This window comes from Cellvibrio sp. KY-YJ-3, from assembly GCF_008806955.1.
GTDB lineage: Bacteria > Pseudomonadota > Gammaproteobacteria > Pseudomonadales > Cellvibrionaceae > Cellvibrio.
On sequence record NZ_CP031727.1, the window covers coordinates 3,318,628 to 3,341,203 of the forward strand.

The window sequence follows — 22,576 nt, forward strand, 5'->3', positions numbered from 1 at the left end:
CTCCTGCTTCAACAATTATTATGATGTGGTGCCATGCTAGCCTGCCCGCTCCGGCTGGCGCTTGTACCCTACCGTAATAAAATTGTACGATTCCGACATGAACCATTTTGATGATTGGCTAACCCAGCTAGATCCACGACACTCGCCAGCACAGCTTTTCGACTACATGCCCAACGTGATGTATTTTGTGAAAGACTGCGAAGGCCGCATCATGACTGGTAATCAGGCGTTTGCGGAACGCTGTGGTTGCCGCTCGCCGGATGAGCTTTTTGGTAAACGTGATGAGGAGCTTTTTCCGCTCTACATGGCAGAGAAATTTCGCCGCGATGACGAACTTTTACTAAAAAATGGCACATCTTTACTAAATTTAATTGAACTGTTTCCGACCCGCGAAGGACTACCGGAATGGTTTATTACGCAAAAACTTCCGCTCTTTGAACGCAGCGGAAAAATTCATGGACTTTGCGGCATAGTGCAAAGTTATGAGCGAATGTTGGACTACTCGCAAAATCCGCTATTTCAAGTGGTTCAATATATTCGCTCACATTATGCGGAGCATTTGAGCGTCCCCGATATTGCCAAACAATTTGGTTTTTCCGAACGACAACTTGAACGTCGTTTCGCCGACACCTTTCGTATTAGCCCATCGCAATATTTAATTCGCTTGCGCGTGCTAATTGCCAGTGATCGTCTGAAATACACCATCGAACCTATTGCCGATATCGCCATCGACTGTGGCTTTTACGATCACAGCAATTTCATTCACCACTTCAAACGCATTTTGGGAATGACGCCGCTGGTGTATCGCAAGCGTTACCGCACTACTGGGTGATCACATCGATCTCTGCATAACCCACACTGTTATTTGCGGAAGTATTTTGCAGAGCACGTAACAGCCCCAAGTGTAAAACTTGCGTTCTAATCCAGATTATTTCTGGGTTTGAGCCAGCTCAAAATCATGACATAACATTGAAAATCGAGGGGCGCCGCCAAGCACCAGACTGTGGGATAATGCCCAACTCTTATTTGGGCCAAGTCATCAGCGCAGCGAAACCAGCACCTTGCAGCCCGCCAACAATAGAATTATTTATATATAAATCAATTACTTAAAAGACATTTACACAATGAATGCAATAGAGCCAACAGATCAGCACACACCGATGATGCAAAGGTGTTTACCATTTATATTTCAACAACTTATAGAATAAATACGAAAAACCCACACAAAAACCTACACTTAAAAATTTGAAAGTCATTGTAATCTCATAGGCTTTCATGAAATTTCATTTGTCATGTATCTTTGTGCTCGTATTACTTCACGATGAGCAGTATGGTCTCACCGCTGTAGAGTTCGCATTGGAAACCGATTCCACCTCCAAACAAATCGTGATCCATCTCCTGAGTCGATTAGCAGAGGGAACACACATCCCGCCGATTGAAGTACCGCCTGCATTGGCGCTGAGAGTTGAACCACTCGCTAGCGTCAATCGCTACGACAACCTGCGAGCACAAATCATAGGTACACACGGAGGGCACCATGCACACTAATCCCATGATCCCCGCACTGAAATAACTCACACTCTATAACATGACCCAAGCACTGAACGATCTTGCTGAACAGGATGCACTGGCATTCCAGAAGAGCACTGGCATCCTTGATCATTTACTCAAAGCAGAGCTGGCCGAGCGCGAGGTGCGTTCGGTAGCCTATCAACTGAAGACCGCTAAATTCCCCCACCTATCGTGATATCAGTGGTTTTGATTTTACGAGCAGCATGGCCAATGAGACATTGATCCGGCAATTGTGTGCAGGTGACTTTATGGATAGCGCACAGAATGTTGTACTTGTCGGTGGCCCCGGTACGGGTAAAACCCATCTCGCCAGTGCCATCGGCATTCAAGTGATTGAACAGCTGCATCGCCGTGTCCGGTTCTTCTCGACAATTGAATGAGTGAATGCGTTGGAGAAAGAAAAGCAACAAGGTAAAGCTGGGCAAATTGCGTCGCGCTTGATGCATACCGACTTGGTGATTCTGGATGAGATGGGTCATTTACCCTTCAGTCAAACCGGTGGTGCGCTGTTGTTTCACTTGATGGGCAATTTGTACGAATGCACCAGCATGATCATCACCACCAATCTCAGCTTTGCCGAATGGTCGAAGGTATTTGGTGATACAAAGATGACAACGGCATTGTTGGATCGAGTTACCCACACCCCAAACCCGTAAAATAAACCATCCAGGGTGGGTCAGTTTTAAATGCAAATCAACAGACTGCTCGTAGATCGTAGCGAATTGGCAAGTTAGATGCGGTAGAGGGTTGTTTTTCTGAGTTGCGCGCAATCCGCTCAGAGCCGTCGTTTGGCCCTGACGTCTGAAAAGTTTGCGGTGAGCCAGCCTATTTCAGGGGGATATTCGAAAGTTGGGATTGGATTCGCTCAATAAGCTTAGCGACAGGACTGAATTGGCGATGGCTCGAGATTTGATTACGACCTAACTAGCTCGTCTAACTCAGGGGAGGAACATTTTGAAATAGGAAATTAAGTCTAGACCTAAATTCCTGTGCAATGCCCTACTTTTTTGTAGACGTTGCACCGGCCGAGGCGCCCTCTTCCTTCGCGCCAATCTTAATCGTTATCGAGTCTTTCGTTGTAGGGTGAATATTTAATCAATTGGCGCTTGAATTATGAAAAGCCCGCCTCATATACTCCATTTAAAGATTAATTTCTGAGACATGGAGTTGATAATAACAAATGAATAATTTGGGAAGACTATTTGATGGGTATGCTCGCACCGCCCGGCTATATCCTGCGCTGCTCACTTTCGCTCCATTGGTTTGGACATTGGGTTTTCTACATCCACAACTGATCACCGGAAGTAATTCAAAGATGGTGGCGGGCCTCATTGGAGCTTTTGGCGGATTATTCCTGTTATCCAGCATCGCTCGGCATTGTGGAAAGCGGGCTGAACTTCGGCTTTTCCGCCAATGGGAAGGGGCAAGAACTACAACGTTACTTCGTCATCGAGATGACTCCATTGACCCCTTTACTAAAGCAAGGTATCACTCTGCCCTTCAAAAATTGTGTGGAAAATTGCTCACACTACCGACTGAGCAGCAAGAGTTTGCGTCTCCTGCGGAAGCTGATCTCAAGTACGAGTCGGCAACTAAGTGCCTAATTGAAAATAGAAGGACGAAAGAGTATTGGCTGGTTCACCACGAGCTCGCCTCTTACGGATTTCGACGAAATCTTTTGGGTTTAAAACCCATCGGTCTAATCATTCTTACGATTGCAATCGCAGTGAATTTGATTAGCTGGTATCACGCTCTCCATCCGATTGATGAAGGTTTAAACCAAATTTTAGAAGACGTGATGATCAGATGGCAGCTGTATGCGTTGTTTCTCGCGAATCTTGGATATTTTGCCGTCTGGCTCTTCATTATCAACGACCGCTTTGTTTTGCACTCGGCAGATGAATATGCGGTCGCGCTTTTCAGGTCTCTGGAGAGCTCTAATCATAAGAAAGTATCGTAGGTTCATTTTGCACAAAAGGGTTTCAATATTTTCAACTAGTGAGGAAGGTTATGGGTGCAAGAATAGAGTTTTTCCCTGTAGACAATGGCGATATGACTTTGCTTACATTAAATGGTGGGCGTCGAATACTGATAGATATCAATATTCGGAAAGCTGCGGATGACGAGAATGATTCGACTACTATCGATGTTGCCTCATTACTCCGATCAAGATTAGATCGCGATGAAGATGGACGGTTGTATGTTGATGTATTTCTACTGACTCACCCGGATAAGGATCACTGCTCTGGATTGGAGCGACACTTTCATTTAGGCCAACCTGATGAATGGAATGAGTCCGAAGATAAAATTTTAATTAAAGAAATGTGGTCATCTCCCATTATTTTCCGGCGTCAAAAAGAGGTTGAAGGAGGTCTTTGTCCAGACGCGGACGCTTGGTGGAAAGAGGCTCGTCGGAGGGCTCGCCTGTATAAATCGGCGACGAGGAAGGAAATCATAGGGAGCGGAAATTTAATTCAAATCTTGGGCGAGGACAAGGATAATAAAACTGACGACTTAACTGAAATCCTTGTTAAGACCAATACTGAAATCGTTAAGATTTGCGGGGTGGAAGAGGGCGATTTTCGTGCGTGGTTACTTGCCCCCCAATTGGTATGTGATGATGAACTTGAGCAACTAACAGGAAAAAACCATTCTAGCACTGTGATTCGTTTTGCGATTCATGCTGATGGTATGGACGGTGCAGGGTTATTCCTGACTGGCGGCGACGCGCAAGTGGAAAATTGGGAGCGCGTTTGGAAGCGAAACAGCGATCATCCAGATAGATTGACTTACAACGTTTTGCAAGCTCCGCACCATTGTTCCTGGCGATCTCTTTCTTACGACAGTTGGAGCGATAAAGGAGATTCTGTGAAAGTCAGTCAAGATGCGCGAGAAGCCTTGGCTCAAGCAGCAGAAAAATCTTTCATCGTCGCAAGCTGCAAGGAAATCAAAGATGACAAAGATCCTCCTTGCATCCGCGCGAAGCAGGAGTACATTGACATTCTTTCTGCTCGTAGTGGCGAATTTCTGTGTACAGCATCTGAGTGCGAAAATGATGTGCTCACACTAGAGATAGATCGCAACGGCCCTTCAAGACCATCAAAGAAAAATAAAGGCGGGCTCTTAAGTGGCTTGGCAGCAGCGATGCCTCGAAAAGTCGAAAAGGACGGTGGCGGGCGCTATGCCTAATACGCTGCTTGCCGCTCATAGCAATTTCGATAGATCGAAGGGACTGCTATCTTCTTGGTTGCGACAAAATCTTTCGTCGGTGGTGGCACTGACGAAGGATTCACTAAACCTTTACAGAGAAGGAAGATTTATCGCGGGCTGGAGCGGCAATGTTGTTGTAGATGAAAAGGTACTTGCCTTCCATATATTAATTGATTCAAAATTTCCCTATAGCGCCATAAGGCTTGCTTATAAATCTGAAAATGTATACACGAAGTGGCCTCATGTTGATGACGTAACAGGGCTACTATGCTTGCCAAAAAAAAATGCTCCAAATGGAGATGTTCACGCTGCAATTTATTCATCGTTTTTCGAAGCGATGGTTCTTATTGAGAAGTGTCAGAATCCAGATTTTTTAAAAGAAGAGTTCAGGCGAGAGTTTTTGTCCTATTGGGAGCGTCGAGAAAACATAGCTGAAGATTCCATTCCAATCCGCTCTCTTCTTGACTTGAACAACACTAATTCTAGAACTATACAAGTTTGGCGAGGAGCTAAATACACGCTGGTTGGTGAAACTAAGGAGCAGGTTTGCTCCTGGCTTCAAAATATTGGGTTTAAAGGCGAGCCCACGTTGGAGCGAGGAATCTTTGGTTTTTTAGCGGAAGCTCCTTATCCTCCGTTTCCGCAAAATCCAAACCAACTCTTCTCGTTATTAAGCCGCTGCACAAAGAGTATTGATGCTTTACTATCCGGGTGCCAACATACAACACGCTCACTATTCGTTTTAGCTGCAAACTCTCCTACTGGTGTGGGTGTCATTGCTATGCAGTTGAGCGCAGTCACTAAATCCAAGCTAAAAGGCTTTCGAAAAAAAACTAAGTTAAGTTCGGCATCTAAGAAGATAATCTGGAATAAATACAGTGAGCTCAAATGTCTTGCTGTAGAACGATATGAAGCAAAATGGGTTCATGGCCGAGATTTAGATCCACACCACAAACTTGTGCAGCAAGCACATATCCTAGTTCTAGGATGTGGATCTTTAGGATCACAAGTTGCAATACGCTTAGCTCAAGCAGGTGTAGGTAATTTGACATTAGTCGACCCAGAACTGTTGGTTCCCGCAAACGTCGGTCGCCACGCATTAGGCATTGACTCAGTTAATAAGTCGAAGGCTCACGAACTTGCTAAACATATTCGGTCGCGTTTTCCGCACGTAAGCCATGCCCAAGGGTTTCGCATGCCGTGGCAGACTTATTTTGAGAGAACCGTCGGATTTGACAGTGATGTAAATGTATTGGTCTCGTGTTTAGGGGAATGGCCCGCAGATGGGCAATTAGCGGAGTGGTATGCACGAACAAAACCCACATACCCTATAGCCTTCGGCTGGCTTGATGAGCACGGAACAGCGGCTCATGCGATTGCGCTGAATAATTCCACCCCTTCATTATTTTGTATTTTGAATGAGAATGGCAACCTGAGAATTCCCGAGACGCTTTGGAAATCAGATAGAGAGAAACAAGCTGAACCTGCGTGCGGCACTCTTTTTCAACCTTATGGGCCATTGGATCTTGCTAACGCGGAGATTCTGGTTGCTCGACTATGCTTGGATATATTAAAAGGAAGTGCCAGTTTTCCGTCTCATCGAATATACGCAGGTTCGACGGAGGATATTCAGCAAGCTGGAGGAGAATGGTCAGCAACGCATTTACAAAACCGCCCGGCTGAATATCAAGGTCCTTTTGAATATTCTAGATCAGTTCCCTACTGCGGTCAGTGCCCTGTCTGCGCGGAGAAATCATGACCTTACGATATGAGCTTCCTCTTCAGTGGGGGATCGTTGAGTTTTCTTCTGAAGTGTTGGAGCATTTTGAAAAATTTAAGCAGCGTCATTTTTGCTCTCTTGAAGCGGGAGGACAACTTTTCTTTACTTTGAGCAAGGACAGTACTGTCACCAAGATAACCGACGTTACCGGACCTCGAGACACTGATAAAAGAGGGCGAAATAAATACGTTCCTGATCGTGCGGCTGAAAAAGTGGAAATTTCGGAGAGGTATGAGCGTAATTTACATTTTATCGGAGATTGGCATACGCACCGCGAAAAGTCACCACGCCCATCTCCTACTGATACGACTAATATCTACGATTTGGTTCGATTAAGTGATCATGACTTACCCGGATTCCTAATGGTAATTGTTGGATTGTCAGACTTTCCGTTCGGTCTTCATGTATCGTTCCATTCTGCAACGATGTCATATATTTTATCTCCGCTGTCCGACTAATCTCTAGAACAGTTGTAATGAGTAATTTGACTAAGCATAAAAGTTACTGAAGGAGCGCAACTTGGCATTCTGCTCCTTATCCATTACGAAATCATAATTTAACCATTGCTCTAACTTTCATCTACATTTTCTTTGCAGAAAGCACTATCGTTTTATTTGTCAGCAGCTCAATCAATTTAAGCAATCCGATCAGCTTTTTTACCTCCCGCATGTGATATAGCCAATCCGTAAGCTATCAATTATTTTGAAATACTCTAACTGGACTTCCCAGACTCTAGTTGACACACCTAAGCTACTTCAACTTATGATTACCCCCCTACATTACTTGACAATAGAATTGCTCAATTGCATTTTGTTTTTCACCAATGTGCTCAGAAATCTGTTGTTCTAGTGCCGCACGGTCATCAGTTATAATCAAAGTTTGATGCTTGGCCCTACTGATAGAGACGTAGAAAGATTTCTGTGATGCAAGATTACGGCGAAAGCTTTCAGCATGATAAATCACTCTATCTGCTGTCTGCCCTTGGGCAGCATGTGCTGTCGTAACGTAATCATGAGACCAGTGCAGGCTAGCAGTTTCAGTGAGGTCAACCGTGACAAACTTACTCCTTGAAAAAGAGATGCGAGCAGTTTTCGCATTTTGATCAATTGAATCCACTACGCCTTTCATTCCGTTAATTAAACCATTTCGGCGATCATTTAAAGTCCAAATAATTTTGTCACTTATTGCAAGCTCCGCCTCGACAGGTCGATACGCTTGGCTGCTTGCCCCCCATATACCTCTAGGGTTCCAAACCAGCTGGCGGCCCGATTTATCTGCAATTGTTAATGTGTTTTTTCTTGGATTTCGCTCCACGATACGCCAATAGGAATGTTTAGTGATTCCCTGCCTTTTGTAATCTTTTCCGAACAGGAGGCAATCACCAACTTGGTAATTGAAAACATCTGTACGGGAAGAGCGAGTGTGATCAACACGTTCAACTTGTGCAGTATTTAAAAATTTTTCACCGATAATACCTTCTTGTTTTAGAGCCTCTCGGATTTCACTGGTAAGTTCCCGCCGTCCAGCACGACTTGGATCTATTATCAGGGTTTTATCGCGCTCATCTAAGGTTAACGAAACCCATGACTCGACGATTTTTTTATACCGACTTGTTTTATCACCATCAACTTGAGTAACACTTCCTCCCTCGCCTTCCAATAATTGAAGCGCTTTTCTGGCGTCACCTTCTATACCGGCATACACAGCTGATAATGCGCTCTCATTTTGTTGACGAACAATTTCATCAAGTTTAAATGTTTCAATTCCAAATTCTTGTAATTGTCGAAAAGCTGCGCCCGCCTCAACTGAGCCAAGTTGCTGAACATCACCCACCAACACTACACGGGCAGCCCGCTTTTCAGCCAACATGACCAACCGGTGCATATCCCGTGTGCTCAGAAGTGAAGCCTCATCCACAATCCACACTTGCTGTTTTTTTGAATTCTTAGCATAAGACACGCGCAAAAGATGGCTAGCGACGGTTACAGCTGAGTTCAGTCCCGCGCCTTCCAAAAGTGATTTACAAGCTGATGATGAAGGAGCCATTCCAACAACTTCATAACCTTTGCTCACACAAATCTCAGAGAATTCGCGCAAAACAGTACTGGTTTTTGCCGTTCCGGCATAGCCTTGCAATGCAACGAAAGAAGCATGAGTTTGTAACAATCCGCGCAAAGCAGTTTGCTGGCTCAAATTCCATTCGTCGTAACCATTTGCTTGGCTTTTTAGGTTTGCCTGAGAAATATAGGTTTCAACAATGTTCGAAGCCACTAAACTTTTAACAGCTCCATTACCACGACCAATACAATCAAGCAGGGAGTTTTCACGGGCAACAATTTCAGGAGTCGTATAACCCACAACTTCTCGCCAATTTTTAAACTGGCTCGAATATTCATGCAAGGAGCGCTTAAGGAGACTGCCATTTGCCTCCGCAATAGAAATCCATCGTTGAATCGCCTCAGATGAAACGCCGCAACCAACAGCCTTTTGATTAATCTGGTCAACAAGCCTCAACCGGGACACAATTGAATCCCTCTCAAACAGATCATCAACACAATCTTCGTAAATATCCTTAAGCCGACTAAAGCATTCATCACTGACGCGCTCCAAATGATTAACTTCGGAGGCGCGGCAGACCGCCTCTCGTACTACGTCACGACTATCAAACCGGAATTCATCTTCTAATTTTTGCCAGCTATTAAGTAAGTCCATTTTTTCGACGAATTCCTTTTTATCACGCAACCGGCGTGCGAGTTTCTCCTTTAACGCTGCTGGCGCTGACTCTCGTGTAAGACCTTGTTCATCGAGAGCCGCATCAATGGCATCACGTCTGCTACTAAATGCATTAATAATATCCTCAGAAAACCCTTCAATTTCAAAACTAGAATTTTGGGTTCTTCGTATGCCATAGCCTAATTTCCTGAGGTTTGCTGCTAATTCTTGACGATAATGCAATCCCACTTTCATCTGTACACAATACAGATGGCGAGATTCAATGCTACGCCAAACACCCAACTCTTTTTCTGTAGCGTTTATCACTACTATGTGCGAGTGTAACTGGGGCTGTAAGCTTCTCGATGTATCGTGGCGGAACACCCCGCACAGCAGGTTACTGGTAGCTACGTGATCAAACTGATCACGGCCGTATTCATCTAGAGTGTGCTCACGAATAAATGCTGCATGCTTTTCCATCATTCTAATTGCGGCATCAACAGCAGCTTCATGGGCATGAATAACTCTCTCATCACCACCAACCAAAGCAGCCAAACTAACGCTTTTGGGTGGGGAAAGAACGCAATCAATGCCAGGCTTTCTCTCATTCTCACCATTCCTGAAAGCCCCGAGTTTTTGCCCTGCAATATCGCCCCTAAGGTAACAACTGAATAGATCGCGGCTCACGGGCTTCATATCTATGCCCAAGCTCTGCGCTCCTTTACCAGCCCATCTTGAGACACACGTTTCACCTGCGGCATAGTAGTCAGCATGGTCGCTATGCTCGTAATATGTTATCGCATGTTCAACACTTCGAATCGGAGATAGGGTCATCATAAGCTCACCCGCTCCTGGTGCTGATATCGGAGGAGCATCTTGTCAGCGCGGGATTTCAATTCGTCACCAGAAAGGTCTGAGCCTGATTGCTTTGCCGCTTCAGACGCCATGATTCTTGCTACGACTGATGCATGCAAAATCGCTGACGACACACGACTCAAATTATCAATTTGATTAGAAATATCATCAGAATTTTTTGAAAGCCCACGGTCTATAAGTAACCTAGCAGCTGCACTTTGGCTTAAACCACGTTCTTCGGCAAAAATTTTTATTTGTTGATTCATTTTTTTACAGCAATGAAGCTGAATACGATAAGGATGTGATGCGCTCATTTTTCTTATACTCACTATTGGGTCACTTTATTATTGGTTTTTTAGCCGCTTGAGTCATCAATGACTCATACTAACTTTTTCTCTTTGAGTCACCATTACTCTAGCTTTTCCGCAGGAAAACACATCTGCACAAGTGTGCGTGAGGTGTCCGTTATATTTGTAGCGTTAGCTACAGATATAACGTTTACCTTTCTAATCCCACTGCTTAAGCAGTGGGATGTTTTTTTAAAAATACACATCACGTGCACGTTATGAAAGAAATCCACATCTATTTCAAAATAGAGATTATTCACGGTTCCTATATTTTGGTTCAATAATAATTTATTAGTCACAACTAACTCCTGACTACCGATGATCACTCACGAAACAGATTACCTTCAAAATCATGGCCGGCATCACAAAAAGGAGAACAAAACCAAACCATTTAAAATTTTAAAGGAGTTATATTTCATCTAGATCGGCATCCAGCTTATTTTTAATTTTAGACAATGGAGCTAACTGACTCCGTTGCAAGCGATTAACAACAGGCAAGTCAATGAGGGGGACTCGTAGGCGGGACCAACCAATGCCTGCGATTTTTATGTAGCCCCGGAGGTCGTCCAGCTGCATAATTTCCGACGCCAATACCGCCCGACGTGACTCAATTTTTGTTGTGGTGGATACACTTCCTTTTCCGCTGTGAGTTTTGCTTTCTGCCAAAATTTCACCATCACCAATCGAGCGACTTAGATATTCCGCGGTGTCTGCATCTGGAGTTCGCAAAATCACGCTGTGACCGACACTACCTATAATCGATTTGGTTTCATCCGCACCGTAAATAGAATAGAGTTGATTAATATTTTGAAATGCTAATGTTAGATTAACTCCATATTTACGCAGCTTTGACACGGCCTGCGAAAGACCTCCAATCCGTCCATTTGATGATAATTCATCCAAAAACATCCAAATTCTGCGCTTAGTACTGGGCACGAGACTAAATCCTTCGGCAATCATAAGGTTGATCCACATTCCTCTAAGTATTGAAGTAGAAGCCGCAGTGGCATCATCGTAAATAATCCAAAGATTCCCTTTTTTATGGTCACTTGACATCCAATTTCTCACACTAAAAGATTTGTGATCCGCGTCCGGGTTTAAAAGCTCAAGCGACTTAATCGCCTCGCTAACAATTCCAAGCACATCGTCAATTTTTTTCTCGTTCGAGCTATCAAATACTCTATGCGCCGTCGTTCCTTTTACCAACTCTCGTAGCTCTTCACGGCTTGCATATGAAGCATAATAAATAAGATCGCGATTTGTGGTTTTACCTCGCTCCAAACACTTTTCAAAGATCACAGTCATTACACCTCTCGCAGATTCGAACCATGCCTTTGATTCGCCAACACCTTCAGCAATAAGAGAATTAGCAATCAAACGACAATCCGTTTTCACTTTTATGTCAGCAAAAGGTGATGTGTCGATTCCGTTCACATGTACCGGGGATAAAACTATGTCGTTAACTCGTCCCAACCTGCGGTATATATCGCCATTAATATCCACACATGCATAGGAGTCGCCACGCCGGAGTATCGAAAGTATCATCTTTAGTATGAGCTGCGTCTTTCCAGTACCAGGTTCTCCGCACAATAAAAAACATCGCATTTCTAGCTCTGTGGGAATTGCATACCCTCCAATTGAGATCGGAACTTTTGACACGCCCTTTCTCTTAATCGCTTTTATCATTTTTTCTCGAGGCATCAATTTTGCACCCCGAATGATTTTTTCCGACCCAGTCATTAGTATCATTATGATGAGCAGTGTCCATGCCACTAAGGCTCCGACAACTAAACTTACCCAGCTAGCGAGCTCTACCCATGTAGTGATTAGGCGGGGAAATGACTGTGCAGTGCCAAGAACCATCCGTTCGAAAATAGCTGACTCTTGATATAGGTTTCTAAGTAGATCCGCAAAGGTGAACCAGCCATATGTAGATGCACCCATAAACGCAATGAAGATTAGAGAGCCACTAGCTTTACCTCGTGCAAAACCGATAAGTAGTGCTAACATTGCCGCAGCGAGTGCCGATATTTGTGTTGTTAAAACTGGGGGCATATCGAAGTTCATAGCTCACCCCCCTTTACGCCGAAGTTTTGCGAGATCCAATTATCAACTGTTGATTCGGCCCACCCCTGAATAGATGAACCTGGTAGACTTTTCGCATCTGGAAAGTGTCCTGCCTTGCGCCATCGCCATAATGTTGTCGCTGATATATTTAACCTGTCACATACCTGTTGAGTTCTAAGAAATGTTTCACGCATGGGGTACCTCCAGAGGTGTAATGTTATTGCGTGAAAACAGAATAATACGGCTGAAATTTCGCACATCCCAAAAAAGGGAACCGTTTCCCACTTTTATTTCCAACCCATTTCCGGGCAACAGAATAGAAAATGAACAGAAAAGTAAATTTTTCCATCTACAGCGGGCTTCCAGATGACTACCTGGAGTATTTTGAAAAGAACCTTATTCCCCTTAGTCAAAATAATTACTCGGATAACATGCTGAAGGCATTGATGTCACTTCATGAGGCTATAACTGAACGAAAGTCTATCGGAGCCGGTATTTGTGAGGGGATGAAATTAAAGACGGGAAAAAATATTGCCTTTTGGCATTTTCTAACGGGTTTGCCTATTTCTACGAATGGTGGCGATTTTCTGAATTCACTTGGTTACACCAATGACCTCGCGCACTTTTGCTCAATAGACTGCAATGGAATTTTAAATATTGCGATTAGCGGGATAGACACTCTCACACGACTCTCTATCGCAAACGAAGACCAAGTATTACTATCCCTAGCCACTTATGAAGCTCTAATCTTCAGTGAAGTCAACGAACTTATTGAAAAAAAACAGTTTTATTGGCCATCAGAAATCCACAATTTTCCACTTGAAGATCAGGCAGCAAATCAAAAACTAGTAAGCTGTTTGATTTCTCAAAACCTGCTCACTGAACCAATCAATGAATACCTATTAGCTAGAAACAGCACGATTGTCACTGAAGAATTGCAAGAAACCGGATCATTTATTCGAGATGTATACGCACTTGTAAGCCGAAGTAAAGGGGATGATCAGCGCGCACATGAGCGCCGCAAGAATCTTCAAGATCAAAAGCCACTTAGACCAATCGCGGAATTGAACGATTTTTTTGAAACTGAGGCGACTAGAGTTTTAACTAAGGTTCTAAAAAGTGACGTATCAAAAAAAAATCTACAAAGGATGCTTAAACCTCTTTATCCAAAGAGAAAAAATTCGCCTCAATATGTGTTAGCCGGTTTTTGTCTGATGTGTCACAGGAAAGCTGATAGAGATGAATACTATTGCCCCACTCACACAAAACCAACAAAAAAACCAGAAGATATTGGAAAGCAAGATCGAAATAAATCACTAAAGAAAAGAATTCACCAAGCCTTCGATAACCTTGGCTATCTGCTACTTCATGAGAAGGCGGCACTCATAAAATACCCGAGAATATTAAAAAAATACAATATCATCACTGAACCACACAAAGAAATTAGAAACCGCATCCAAAATAATTACAAAGAAATTTTCATCAATTATTTAAAAAGATTGGGATTGACAGAGAAAGAAATTTTAATCGAAAAAGCCTATTTTTTATCCGGCTGGGGCATGCATCACCCTCTTCATAAAAAATTCTATAAAAAACTTCGAGCAATAGAGAAAGCATATATAAAGTCAGATAATTGTTGGTCGATATCCTCTCTTAGCATGCTAAATGACATACTGCATATGAGCAAGGACCAGAACCAGGACCACCCGCATACGAGAGACCTCTTTCCAGCCACTCTAGGACTGTTTCAATGTAATGAAAAAGAGCTTGGCTCACTTCTAGCGATTCAAAACTCAATGTTAGATGGAGATATCACTGAGCTGCTATCTCCATCTGAATTTATTGAGTGCATTAATCGGCTCAGCATTTTTAAACTAATCGAAATTGCATCCAGCAAACGAAAATATACCTCTGTAATTAATAAAGATTATCTGCCTGCCAATTTAATCAAGTCATCTATATGATCAGCCCACTTTTGCAACCACACCCGACACTCAGCCTCATATTTATGCAAATCATATGTCCCCTCTATACCCTTCCGAGAATGCCCTAAAATAGCCTCACCGACTTCGCTCGGGCACCCCAAGCGAGACAGCCCTGTTCGTACGGTTCGCCTTAAATCATGCGGAGACCAGTGGGCAATATCAAGCATCCGTTTAGTTTCTCTTAATTTCCAAGCCTGTTCTGTGATGCTCTTTTGCTGAATTTGAATGCCTGTTTTTTGGCTTGGGAAAGGAAAATCACCAGTAATTAATTTTAACTGCTTGAGAAAATCCACCGCTTGTGTCGGTAGCTGGACGTACCGCTCAGTTTCTGTTTTAGTTTTTACATGCCAATAACGCTTTTCAAGATCAATGTCAGCCCATCGGGCATCGCATACTTCACCAGTTCTACATCCAGTCCATAATGTGAAGCGAAGAATATTTTTTTGTGTTGGTGTGAATACCGAGCCGGGTAACCATGTTAGAAATTGAACTAATTCTGAGTCGTTGAGCACCCTCTTTCCTTTCTGCGAGGTCAGCCTAACTTTAGCTCTACGTAAACTGTTTTTGGCTTGCAATGCAGGGTTTGCAAAAGTATCGTCAAATTTCTCTAACCCTATCGAAAATTCATACGCTGCTGACAGCTCACGCACCACGTTACCTGCTTGAACATTAGCTCCACGATCAACAATTTCAATTATCATTTTCACAATATCTTTACGTGTAACCTCTACTGCTTGACGATCCCCCAGAACCCGCACGGCATCGCTATAGAGTGTTCGGCGGACCTCTTTTTGCCCCTTTTCTTTTCTGGCCCCACCTATGACGCGCCCGTCAACCTGCCTACCCTCTATGTAATATTCAAGATAAAAATCGATCATCTGCTTAACTGAGTAGGATTTAAGCTCAATAGTTTGTGAAGCCAGCCTCCCTTCTTGCTTTGATGCTTTTTGATCCGAAGCTGGGCAGCGCCCCATTTTTCGAAGCTGCTTCAATTCCCCCAAACGAACACGTGCCTTGGCAAGAGTAGTTTCTGGAAATCTTCCTATGTGCATTTGCACCAACTTGCCAGTAACCGGGCTCGTATATCGATAGTAAAATGACTTTGCCCCCGCTGCTGCACAGCTGACTCTTAACCCCCGATTTTCCCCACTATCAGCCAAATCAGCACAACCCGGTTTCATTGCACTGATGCTATTGCTGTTCAACTGAGCTTTCTTAGTCATATTTCTAGCTCTCCTAGAAGCGGGGAAGTATCATAAACAAAAATATTGAGGCTAAGGCTGTGAGCATTTTTCTATAGGTTTCAGAATCTTGAACACTTTATATGACTAGCTATATGCTTAAACCTACACTTAAACCTACATTTTTCTGTGCAAACCTATGAAATTTCAAGAACTCTCACGTCCTTACACAAACTCGACATTACTAGTAATATCTATATAAATCAATTAATAAACAAGTAGTTAACCTTAATGATGGCTGAAGAATTCACGCAACACACCCCGATGATGCAGCAGTACTTGCGCATCAAAGCCCAACATAAAGACGAGATAGTGTTTTATCGCATGGGGGATTTTTACGAGCTGTTTTTTGATGATGCAAAGCGCGCATCCCAAATTTTGGACATCACCCTCACCGCGCGCGGCAAGTCCAATGGCGAGCCGATTCCCATGGCGGGCATTCCGTTTCATTCCGCTGATGGCTATCTCGCCAAATTGGTGAAAGAGGGAATTTCGGTCGCCGTGTGCGAACAAATTGGCGACCCGGCAACCAGCAAAGGGCCGGTTGAACGCAAGGTGATGCGCATTGTGACGCCGGGTACTGTGAGCGATGAAGCATTGCTGGATTCGCGCCGCGATAATTTATTGGTGGCATTGCATCAATCCGGCGAGACGTTTGGGATCGCCTCACTGGATATGGCCAGCGGTCGCTTTCTGGTTTTGGAAGTGGAAGGCTTGGAATCGGCGCTTGGAGAACTGCAGCGCTTGAGTCCCGCCGAATTATTGATCAGCGATCACATCACCACCCCAGCATTGGTGGAGAATCGCAAAGGCTTGCGCCGCCGCGGCCCCTGGGAATTTGATTTGGAAACCGCCGAGCGGTTGTTAATTCAACAATTTTCCACCAAAGATTTAGCGGGGTTTGGTTGCGACCATTTAAAAACTGCACTCTGTGCTGCCGGTTGTTTATTAAGTTACGCGCGCGAAACCCAGCGCACTGCCCTGCCCCATGTGCGCAGCCTTGCGCATGAGAACCGCGATGAAGCGGTCATTATGGATGCAGCAACTCGTCGCAATTTGGAGCTCGATATCAATTTAACGGGCGGCGATGAACACACGTTATTTTCGGTGTTGAATCGCGCAGCCACCAGTATGGGCAGCCGATTATTGCGCCGCTGGTTGAATCGCCCACTGCGCGATTTGGATTTATTGATCGGCCGACAAGATGCAATTGCCGAGTTACAACACAATTATGCGTTTGAAATTTTTAATGGCATTTTAAAACGTGTCGGCGATATGGAGCGCATCCTTGGTCGCCTTGCATTGCGCTCAGCGCGCCCGCGCGATTTATCGCGGTTATTGATGTCGATTGGTACTTACCCTGAATTACAAAACGACCTTGTACAAAAAAAATCTCCACAATTAAAAAAACTTGCGCAACAAATTTCCACATTTCCTGATTTAGTGGAATTGTTATCGCGCGCGATTATTGAAAACCCACCGGTGGTGATTCGCGACGGCGGTGTTATCGCTGAAGGTTACGATGCCGAGCTGGATGATCTGCGCAATATCAGCACGAATGCTGGCCAGTATTTATTGGATTTGGAAACACGTGAACGCGAGCGCACGGGTATCCCGACATTAAAAGTCGGCTACAACCGTGTGCACGGTTATTTTATTGAGTTGACCACGGCGCAATCGGAAAAAGCACCTGCGGATTATATTCGTCGCCAAACCTTAAAAAATGCCGAGCGTTACATCACCCCCGAACTAAAAGAATTTGAAGATAAAGCACTATCGGCACAGAGCCGTGCGCTTGCGCGCGAAAAAGCTCTCTATGAAGAATTGATTGATATTTTGAACGTGCAATTAATTCCATTGCAGGATTCAGCGGCTGCCGTTGCCGAATTGGATGTGCTCGCCACACTCGCCGAACGCGCCGATGCACTCGGATTTTGTAAGCCGGAATTATCTTTGCGCGCGGGCATTAATATTGTTGGCGGCCGCCACCCGGTGGTTGAGCAAGTGACATCAGCGCCCTTTGTGCCGAACGATCTGGAATTTAATCCGCAGCGCCATATGCTTATCATCACCGGCCCGAATATGGGCGGTAAATCGACTTATATGCGGCAGGCAGCGTTGATCACATTGCTCGCGCACATTGGCAGCTTTGTGCCAGCGCAAAAAGCGACGATTGGTATTGTTGACCGCATCTTTACCCGTATTGGTTCAGCGGATGATTTAGCCGGTGGCCGCTCAACCTTTATGGTGGAGATGACGGAGACTGCGAATATTTTGCATAACGCTACCGAGCGCAGTTTGGTATTGATGGATGAAATCGGGCGCGGCACGAGCACCTTCGATGGTTTGTCGCTTGCGTGGGCCTGCGCAAAACATCTCGCCGAAAAAGTGCGCGCGTTTACTTTGTTCGCCACTCACTATTTTGAAATTACGACACTGCCGGAAACCGTGACAGGCATCGCCAACGTGCATTTGAATGCAACCGAGCACAAAGACAATATTGTGTTCCTGCACAAAGTACAGGAAGGGCCTGCCAGCAAAAGTTATGGTTTGCAGGTGGCAAAACTTGCAGGTATTCCCGCGCAAGTATTGGCGGAAGCGCAGCAACAGTTGCATCTGCTGGAGAATGGCGAACATCCGCATTCGATTAAATCATCTCCTTCGGTAGCAGCCCCAAGTATTACAGTGGCAGAGGCTGTACAACAAACTAATGATTTAGTTACTACACTTGTGTCGCCGTTGCAGTCAGGTCTGTTCGATGCATTGCCCAATCCGGCGCTGGCGGCACTGCATAAAATCAATCCCGATAACCTCAGCCCGCGTGAAGCGCTGGAGCAGTTGTATCGCCTGAAAGAACTCTACGCCAAGGGAAAATAGCTGTTAAAAGGAACTATTCTCAACTATCGCTTTTTGCCGCTGTTTTCGCGGCTTTTCTGCTGATTTTCGCCGGCAAAAGCCTACCCAAACCGGTGGATGCTGTTTAGAATGCGCGCTCTTGTTTGAGCGCCATTTTGTTGCGCGCATTAACTATCGAATTCTGTTACCTGTGGGAGTCTCCTATGACGTTTGTAGTTGGGGAAAATTGCATTAAATGTAAGCACACTGACTGTGTGGAAGTATGCCCGGTAGATTGCTTCTACGAAGGCCCCAATTTTTTGGTGATTCACCCGGACGAGTGTATTGACTGCGCATTGTGTGAGCCTGAGTGCCCGGTTGGCGCCATCTTCTCAGAAGACGAATTGCCGGAAGATCAGGCGGTATTCCTGGAGTTGAACGCCGAGTTGGCGCAGGTATGGCCAAATATCACCGAGATCAAAGACTCTCCCGCTGATGCAGAAGAATGGGATGGTGTTCCCGGTAAGTTGCAATATCTGGAGCGTTAATTGGCTTTTGCTGATACACGACTTCAAAAAAACCGCGCCAGTCGCGGTTTTTTTTCGCCCGGCAAAACTGGCTATTTAAGCGCCTGTGCTACACTCAATTTGACTTTTTAGACCAAGCAAAACCCAAGTCCAATATGAAGTAACCAATAACGAGGAACATGCTATGGGGATTAATGACAAGGCTTACAGCGAAAAGCGCGATTTTATCCGGATGAAAATCGGTGCTCCACTAAACGCTAAAATTGCCGCCGAATCAGAGGTTATTGACGGCCTGTGTCTGGATTTAAGTGGCGGCGGTCTGCAAGTAGAAGCACAACAGGCGCTCGCAATAGGCACCCAGGTAGAAGTAGAAGTCTCCTCAGATCATGGCCATAACCCTACACTGAAAGCCAATGCCAAAGTGGTTCGCTCTGTGCCGTCAGACAATGGCGGGCATTTGTTGGGGTTGGAAATTATTAATATTTTGCCTTGAACGGCTTCACTGAATAAGGGTTAGATACACTCCATAAAAAAACGGCTACCAAGTAGCCGTTTTTTTATTGCGAATCAACAGGTTATAAAGCGATAGCTAGAAATCACCTTCAAAGTCTTCCTCGCTAAAATCCTCATCACCAAAGTCGTCTGTCACCTCGCCATTATTTATCAGATAGGCGCGACGCTGCAGGTATACATCACGAATAAATACGTAGCGATCTCCGGTGATATTTTTTTCAAGCTCCAACAGGCCAGCGCGTGCGTCAAGAATCGACAATGCTTTCACACTGATTTCGGTGCGCTCGTGGGAAATATAAGTAGTGGGGTCGGTATACCAATTGACGGGCATGCCAGCCGTATCGCGCACTGTACTTGGACCAAGCAGGGGCAATACCAGATATGGTCCCTGCCCTACACCCCAAGTGGCCAAGGTTTGACCAAAATCTTCCGGGGTATCGGCTGGCAGGTTCATATGCTTGGCAACATCCAGCAAACCACCCAGACCCAAGGTGCTATTCACTAAAAAGCGGCCTGTATCATACCCGGCACCCTTGAGGTCGCCCTGGAGCGCGCCGTTAATAACGTTGGGTACCTCACCTATATTGGAAAATATATTGCTTACGCCCACTTCAATCGGATCGGGAGTAACGGCTTTATACCCTTTAGCCAGCGGTTTCAGGAACCAGCGATCAACGCGGTCGTTAAAATTGAAAACCGCACGATTCCACCCCTGCCAAGGGTCTGGATTTTTTTCATCCTGCGCATAACAAACGGCTGAAGGTAAAAGTGTTAACAGCACAAGAGCGATTGGTTTACGGATAGGCGTCATAAAATCCCTGAGTGTCGCCACAGCGACAAAGTCAAAACAGAATTGGAGGGAAGCAGGCTGGAAACTGCTATCGAGGCGCGCCACTTTAGCGAATCGCCGGAAAGCGCTCAACTCAATTAACACTCAAGACCTACCACCCGACCTGTTGGACAACGATTACTGACAAGTGTCACGAGCAACTGCAAAAGATTAAGTGATCCCTGTTAGGTGCATTTAGCGATGCTGCCTATATTCGCCTTGGCACCACAAACAGTTCACTCCCGCGCCACCAATGAAATATTTCTGCCATGTTTTCGCAACAAAAGCTTCATCGTTTTGTCGCCCAAGTTTCACATTTGTCATCAAAGATAGCGTCACCTAAGCGCTAGGGACCAAAACAGCGCAACGATTTTCCATACACCCTTGTGACAACTGAGAAGAGAGTGAACTCATGAAACTGAAGAATATTTTTGCACTGAATGTAATGGCGGCAACCTTGGCAGCCTGTGGCGGTGGCGATATTAATTTGAACCCGAGCAACACGGTGATCGACTCTAACAACACCGTTGTTGAAGGTGGCCCAGTTGCTGAAGTTAACCCTTGCGCAAAATACACCGCTGCCGGTCAAGTGTTCCAAGGTATTTTTGCTTCAGGCAACTGTACTTATGCAGCAAGCTTTGTGAGCGACTCTCGCCCTTTGACCGAAGACTTATTTATTCCAGAGTTGGCAAACAACGGCCTGCACATTTTTGAAGATAGCCTCTTTGTTGGTGAAGATGTTAACGCCAGTGCCGCCGCTTCTGGCATCCGCGTACCACAAGACGGTGAAGGCCCAACCCTCACTATTGCGGCTGGAGCCAAACTGGCGTTCTCTGCATCGGAAGATTACGTGCGTATTGCCCGTGGCTCACGCATTGTTGCAGAAGGTACCGCAGCCAATCCTATCGTATTCAGCTCAGTAACTGACCTGCGCGACAATGCGGGCACCGAAGCCGACCGCGGTCTGTGGGGCGGTGTACAAATTAACGGTAACGGCCTCACTAATAAATGTTCAGACGCAGAACGTCAGCCAAGCGGTGCAAACCCTCACAACTGTCACGCCACAGCAGAAGGTCGCCCGGCCGCTTACGGTGGTAACAACAATGCTGAAAACTCTGGCAGCTTGCGTTATGTCGTTATCAAACACGCTGGTTACGAAGTTGTGGAAGGCAGCGAGTTGAATGGTTTGACTCTGAATGCTGTTGGTTCAGGCACCCGTATCGAATACGTTCAAACCTACACCACGCAAGATGATGGCTTTGAAATGTTTGGCGGTGCGGTAGACCTGAAACACGTTGTTGGCGTTAACGTGGGTGATGACACTTTTGACTTCTCTGAAGGCTGGACTGGCAATATCCAATTTGCACTTTCAGTAGCAACTTCTGGCGGAAATACCTGTGTGGAAGCCGACAACACCGGTTCAGGCCGTGGTGATGGTATAGCGCCGCTGACCAAAGGTCGTATCTCTAACCTGACCTGCTTAACCTCCAACGTAGATGCTGGCCAAGGTGATCAACCTTCATCTAAAGGCGACTCTGAAGGCCCCGTGTTCCGTGAAGGCGCTTTCTTTGAGATGTACAACTCTATCGTGACCTCAAGTGCTGATGGCATGAGCTCTAACGAGTGCCTGGAAATTATCGACTCTGAAGGCCCAGAGACCATCGCTGGCGCCAAAGCAGGCTGGTCTGTTGCTGCAAGCAACTTCATTGCCTGTACCGAAGCACTGAAACAAGGTGTCAATCCAGCCAATAGTGACTTCTCTTTAGCTACTTGGCTGAACACAGCACCTAACGCTAACAACGTAGTAGTTAACGGTTCGGTTGCTGGTACCTTGCCCGTCACCATCCTCGCAGACCTTGCTACCAACAACCGTGCTTACATTACAGCTGCAGCCTTTGCTGACGGTAATGCCGCTGGAATCAGCATTCCTGCCTACGATGTGACCCGTTTGGAAGACGAGTTTGAGGCTGGCGCAGCGCCTGCTCTGGGCAGCGCCGGTAGCAGCAGCTTCTTCACCGCTGTTGATTTCATCGGTGCCGTGAAAGCCGGTAGCGACTGGACCGAAGGTTGGACTGTAGGCCTGAGCGAATAATTCAGGGGAAT

16 protein-coding genes and 1 pseudogene are annotated in these 22,576 nt (G+C 45.4%); 11 read left to right on the forward strand and 6 right to left on the reverse strand.

All coding sequences use genetic code 11. The annotated features are described in order from the left end of the window. The first annotated feature begins 97 nt into the window (after nucleotides 1-97). The 6 genes and pseudogenes from D0B88_RS13985 to D0B88_RS14010 all read left to right on the forward strand — a co-directional run bounded on the left by D0B88_RS13985 (nucleotide 98) and on the right by D0B88_RS14010 (nucleotide 7,020). Entirely contained in the window at nucleotides 98-832 is a 735-nt protein-coding gene (locus D0B88_RS13985) for an AraC family transcriptional regulator (protein WP_151057922.1), read from the forward strand. Nucleotides 833-1,588: 756 nt separating this feature from the next. Beyond that, a pseudogene (gene istB, locus D0B88_RS13990) lies at nucleotides 1,589-2,213 on the forward strand (IS21-like element helper ATPase IstB); the annotation flags it as partial. A 539-nt stretch (nucleotides 2,214-2,752) separates the two neighbouring features. After that, nucleotides 2,753-3,532, forward strand: a complete 780-nt coding sequence (locus D0B88_RS13995) for a hypothetical protein (RefSeq protein WP_151057924.1) — start codon at nucleotides 2,753-2,755, stop codon at nucleotides 3,530-3,532. A 50-nt stretch (nucleotides 3,533-3,582) separates the two neighbouring features. Further along, the gene (locus tag D0B88_RS14000) at nucleotides 3,583-4,761 is read left to right on the forward strand and encodes a metallohydrolase (RefSeq protein ID WP_151057926.1); all 1,179 of its coding nucleotides are present in this window, start codon (nucleotides 3,583-3,585) and stop codon (nucleotides 4,759-4,761) included. Then, entirely contained in the window at nucleotides 4,754-6,541 is a 1,788-nt protein-coding gene (locus tag D0B88_RS14005) for a ThiF family adenylyltransferase (protein ID WP_151057928.1), read from the forward strand. The genes D0B88_RS14000 and D0B88_RS14005 overlap by 8 nt, the downstream gene beginning before the upstream one ends. Continuing rightward, a complete protein-coding gene (locus tag D0B88_RS14010) occupies nucleotides 6,538-7,020 on the forward strand; it encodes a Mov34/MPN/PAD-1 family protein (protein ID WP_225318375.1) in 483 nt (160 codons plus the stop codon). The genes D0B88_RS14005 and D0B88_RS14010 overlap by 4 nt, the downstream gene beginning before the upstream one ends. Nucleotides 7,021-7,336: 316 nt before the next feature. Here the strand turns inward: D0B88_RS14010 and mobF are convergent, their stop codons facing one another. From mobF to D0B88_RS19290, 4 genes are all read right to left on the reverse strand, one after another. Continuing rightward, nucleotides 7,337-10,111 (reverse strand): MobF family relaxase, encoded by a 2,775-nt coding sequence (mobF, locus tag D0B88_RS14015; RefSeq protein WP_151057930.1) that lies wholly within the window; start codon nucleotides 10,109-10,111, stop codon nucleotides 7,337-7,339. Then, entirely contained in the window at nucleotides 10,108-10,443 is a 336-nt protein-coding gene (locus D0B88_RS14020) for a hypothetical protein (protein ID WP_151057932.1), read from the reverse strand. The genes mobF and D0B88_RS14020 overlap by 4 nt, the downstream gene beginning before the upstream one ends. 441 nt (nucleotides 10,444-10,884) lie before the next feature. Beyond that, entirely contained in the window at nucleotides 10,885-12,543 is a 1,659-nt protein-coding gene (locus D0B88_RS14025) for a type IV secretion system DNA-binding domain-containing protein (RefSeq protein WP_151057934.1), read from the reverse strand. Continuing rightward, nucleotides 12,540-12,803, reverse strand: a complete 264-nt coding sequence (locus D0B88_RS19290; RefSeq protein WP_151057936.1) for an AlpA family transcriptional regulator — start codon at nucleotides 12,801-12,803, stop codon at nucleotides 12,540-12,542. The genes D0B88_RS14025 and D0B88_RS19290 overlap by 4 nt, the downstream gene beginning before the upstream one ends. Before the next feature lie 63 nt (nucleotides 12,804-12,866). On the opposite strand from D0B88_RS19290, the gene D0B88_RS14035 reads away from it, so the two are divergent. After that, on the forward strand, nucleotides 12,867-14,507 hold the full coding sequence (locus D0B88_RS14035; protein ID WP_151057938.1) for a hypothetical protein: 1,641 nt from the start codon (nucleotides 12,867-12,869) through the stop codon (nucleotides 14,505-14,507). On the opposite strand, the gene D0B88_RS14040 is transcribed toward D0B88_RS14035, so the two are convergent. Further along, on the reverse strand, nucleotides 14,471-15,751 hold the full coding sequence (locus D0B88_RS14040) for a site-specific integrase (RefSeq protein ID WP_151057940.1): 1,281 nt from the start codon (nucleotides 15,749-15,751) through the stop codon (nucleotides 14,471-14,473). The two genes, D0B88_RS14035 and D0B88_RS14040, sit on opposite strands and share 37 nt — an antisense overlap. Before the next feature lie 249 nt (nucleotides 15,752-16,000). On the opposite strand from D0B88_RS14040, the gene mutS reads away from it, so the two are divergent. The 3 genes from mutS (at nucleotide 16,001) to D0B88_RS14055 (ending at nucleotide 19,624) form a co-directional block, all read left to right on the forward strand. Further along, nucleotides 16,001-18,646, forward strand: coding sequence for a DNA mismatch repair protein MutS (mutS, locus tag D0B88_RS14045; protein WP_370452448.1), 2,646 nt, complete (start codon nucleotides 16,001-16,003; stop codon nucleotides 18,644-18,646). 182 nt (nucleotides 18,647-18,828) lie between these two features. Beyond that, nucleotides 18,829-19,152, forward strand: a complete 324-nt coding sequence (fdxA, locus tag D0B88_RS14050) for a ferredoxin FdxA (RefSeq protein WP_040391760.1) — start codon at nucleotides 18,829-18,831, stop codon at nucleotides 19,150-19,152. 163 nt (nucleotides 19,153-19,315) lie between these two features. Further along, nucleotides 19,316-19,624: a PilZ domain-containing protein gene (locus D0B88_RS14055; RefSeq protein WP_007641530.1), complete on the forward strand. Its 309-nt coding sequence runs from the start codon at nucleotides 19,316-19,318 to the stop codon at nucleotides 19,622-19,624. A gap of 96 nt (nucleotides 19,625-19,720) precedes the next feature. On the opposite strand, the gene D0B88_RS14060 is transcribed toward D0B88_RS14055, so the two are convergent. Beyond that, nucleotides 19,721-20,455, reverse strand: a complete 735-nt coding sequence (locus tag D0B88_RS14060) for a VacJ family lipoprotein (protein ID WP_225318376.1) — start codon at nucleotides 20,453-20,455, stop codon at nucleotides 19,721-19,723. Between the two features lie 430 nt (nucleotides 20,456-20,885). On the opposite strand from D0B88_RS14060, the gene D0B88_RS14065 reads away from it, so the two are divergent. Then, the gene (locus D0B88_RS14065) at nucleotides 20,886-22,565 is read left to right on the forward strand and encodes a hypothetical protein (protein ID WP_151057944.1); all 1,680 of its coding nucleotides are present in this window, start codon (nucleotides 20,886-20,888) and stop codon (nucleotides 22,563-22,565) included. Nucleotides 22,566-22,576: the final 11 nt, after the last annotated feature.

Bases quoted from the DNA above. Each gene is read 5' to 3' on its own strand.
- D0B88_RS13985 (WP_151057922.1), top strand. From the start codon at position 98: ATGAACCATTTTGATGATTGGCTAACCCAGCTAGATCCACGACACTCG.
- D0B88_RS13995 (WP_151057924.1), top strand. From the start codon at position 2,753: ATGAATAATTTGGGAAGACTATTTGATGGGTATGCTCGCACCGCCCGG.
- D0B88_RS14000 (WP_151057926.1), top strand. From the start codon at position 3,583: ATGGGTGCAAGAATAGAGTTTTTCCCTGTAGACAATGGCGATATGACT.
- D0B88_RS14005 (WP_151057928.1), top strand. From the start codon at position 4,754: ATGCCTAATACGCTGCTTGCCGCTCATAGCAATTTCGATAGATCGAAG.
- D0B88_RS14010 (WP_225318375.1), top strand. From the start codon at position 6,538: ATGACCTTACGATATGAGCTTCCTCTTCAGTGGGGGATCGTTGAGTTT.
- mobF (WP_151057930.1), bottom strand. From the start codon at position 10,111: ATGATGACCCTATCTCCGATTCGAAGTGTTGAACATGCGATAACATAT.
- D0B88_RS14020 (WP_151057932.1), bottom strand. From the start codon at position 10,443: ATGAGCGCATCACATCCTTATCGTATTCAGCTTCATTGCTGTAAAAAA.
- D0B88_RS14025 (WP_151057934.1), bottom strand. From the start codon at position 12,543: ATGAACTTCGATATGCCCCCAGTTTTAACAACACAAATATCGGCACTC.
- D0B88_RS19290 (WP_151057936.1), bottom strand. From the start codon at position 12,803: ATGTGCGAAATTTCAGCCGTATTATTCTGTTTTCACGCAATAACATTA.
- D0B88_RS14035 (WP_151057938.1), top strand. From the start codon at position 12,867: ATGAACAGAAAAGTAAATTTTTCCATCTACAGCGGGCTTCCAGATGAC.
- D0B88_RS14040 (WP_151057940.1), bottom strand. From the start codon at position 15,751: ATGACTAAGAAAGCTCAGTTGAACAGCAATAGCATCAGTGCAATGAAA.
- mutS (WP_370452448.1), top strand. From the start codon at position 16,001: ATGATGGCTGAAGAATTCACGCAACACACCCCGATGATGCAGCAGTAC.
- fdxA (WP_040391760.1), top strand. From the start codon at position 18,829: ATGACGTTTGTAGTTGGGGAAAATTGCATTAAATGTAAGCACACTGAC.
- D0B88_RS14055 (WP_007641530.1), top strand. From the start codon at position 19,316: ATGGGGATTAATGACAAGGCTTACAGCGAAAAGCGCGATTTTATCCGG.
- D0B88_RS14060 (WP_225318376.1), bottom strand. From the start codon at position 20,455: ATGACGCCTATCCGTAAACCAATCGCTCTTGTGCTGTTAACACTTTTA.
- D0B88_RS14065 (WP_151057944.1), top strand. From the start codon at position 20,886: ATGAAACTGAAGAATATTTTTGCACTGAATGTAATGGCGGCAACCTTG.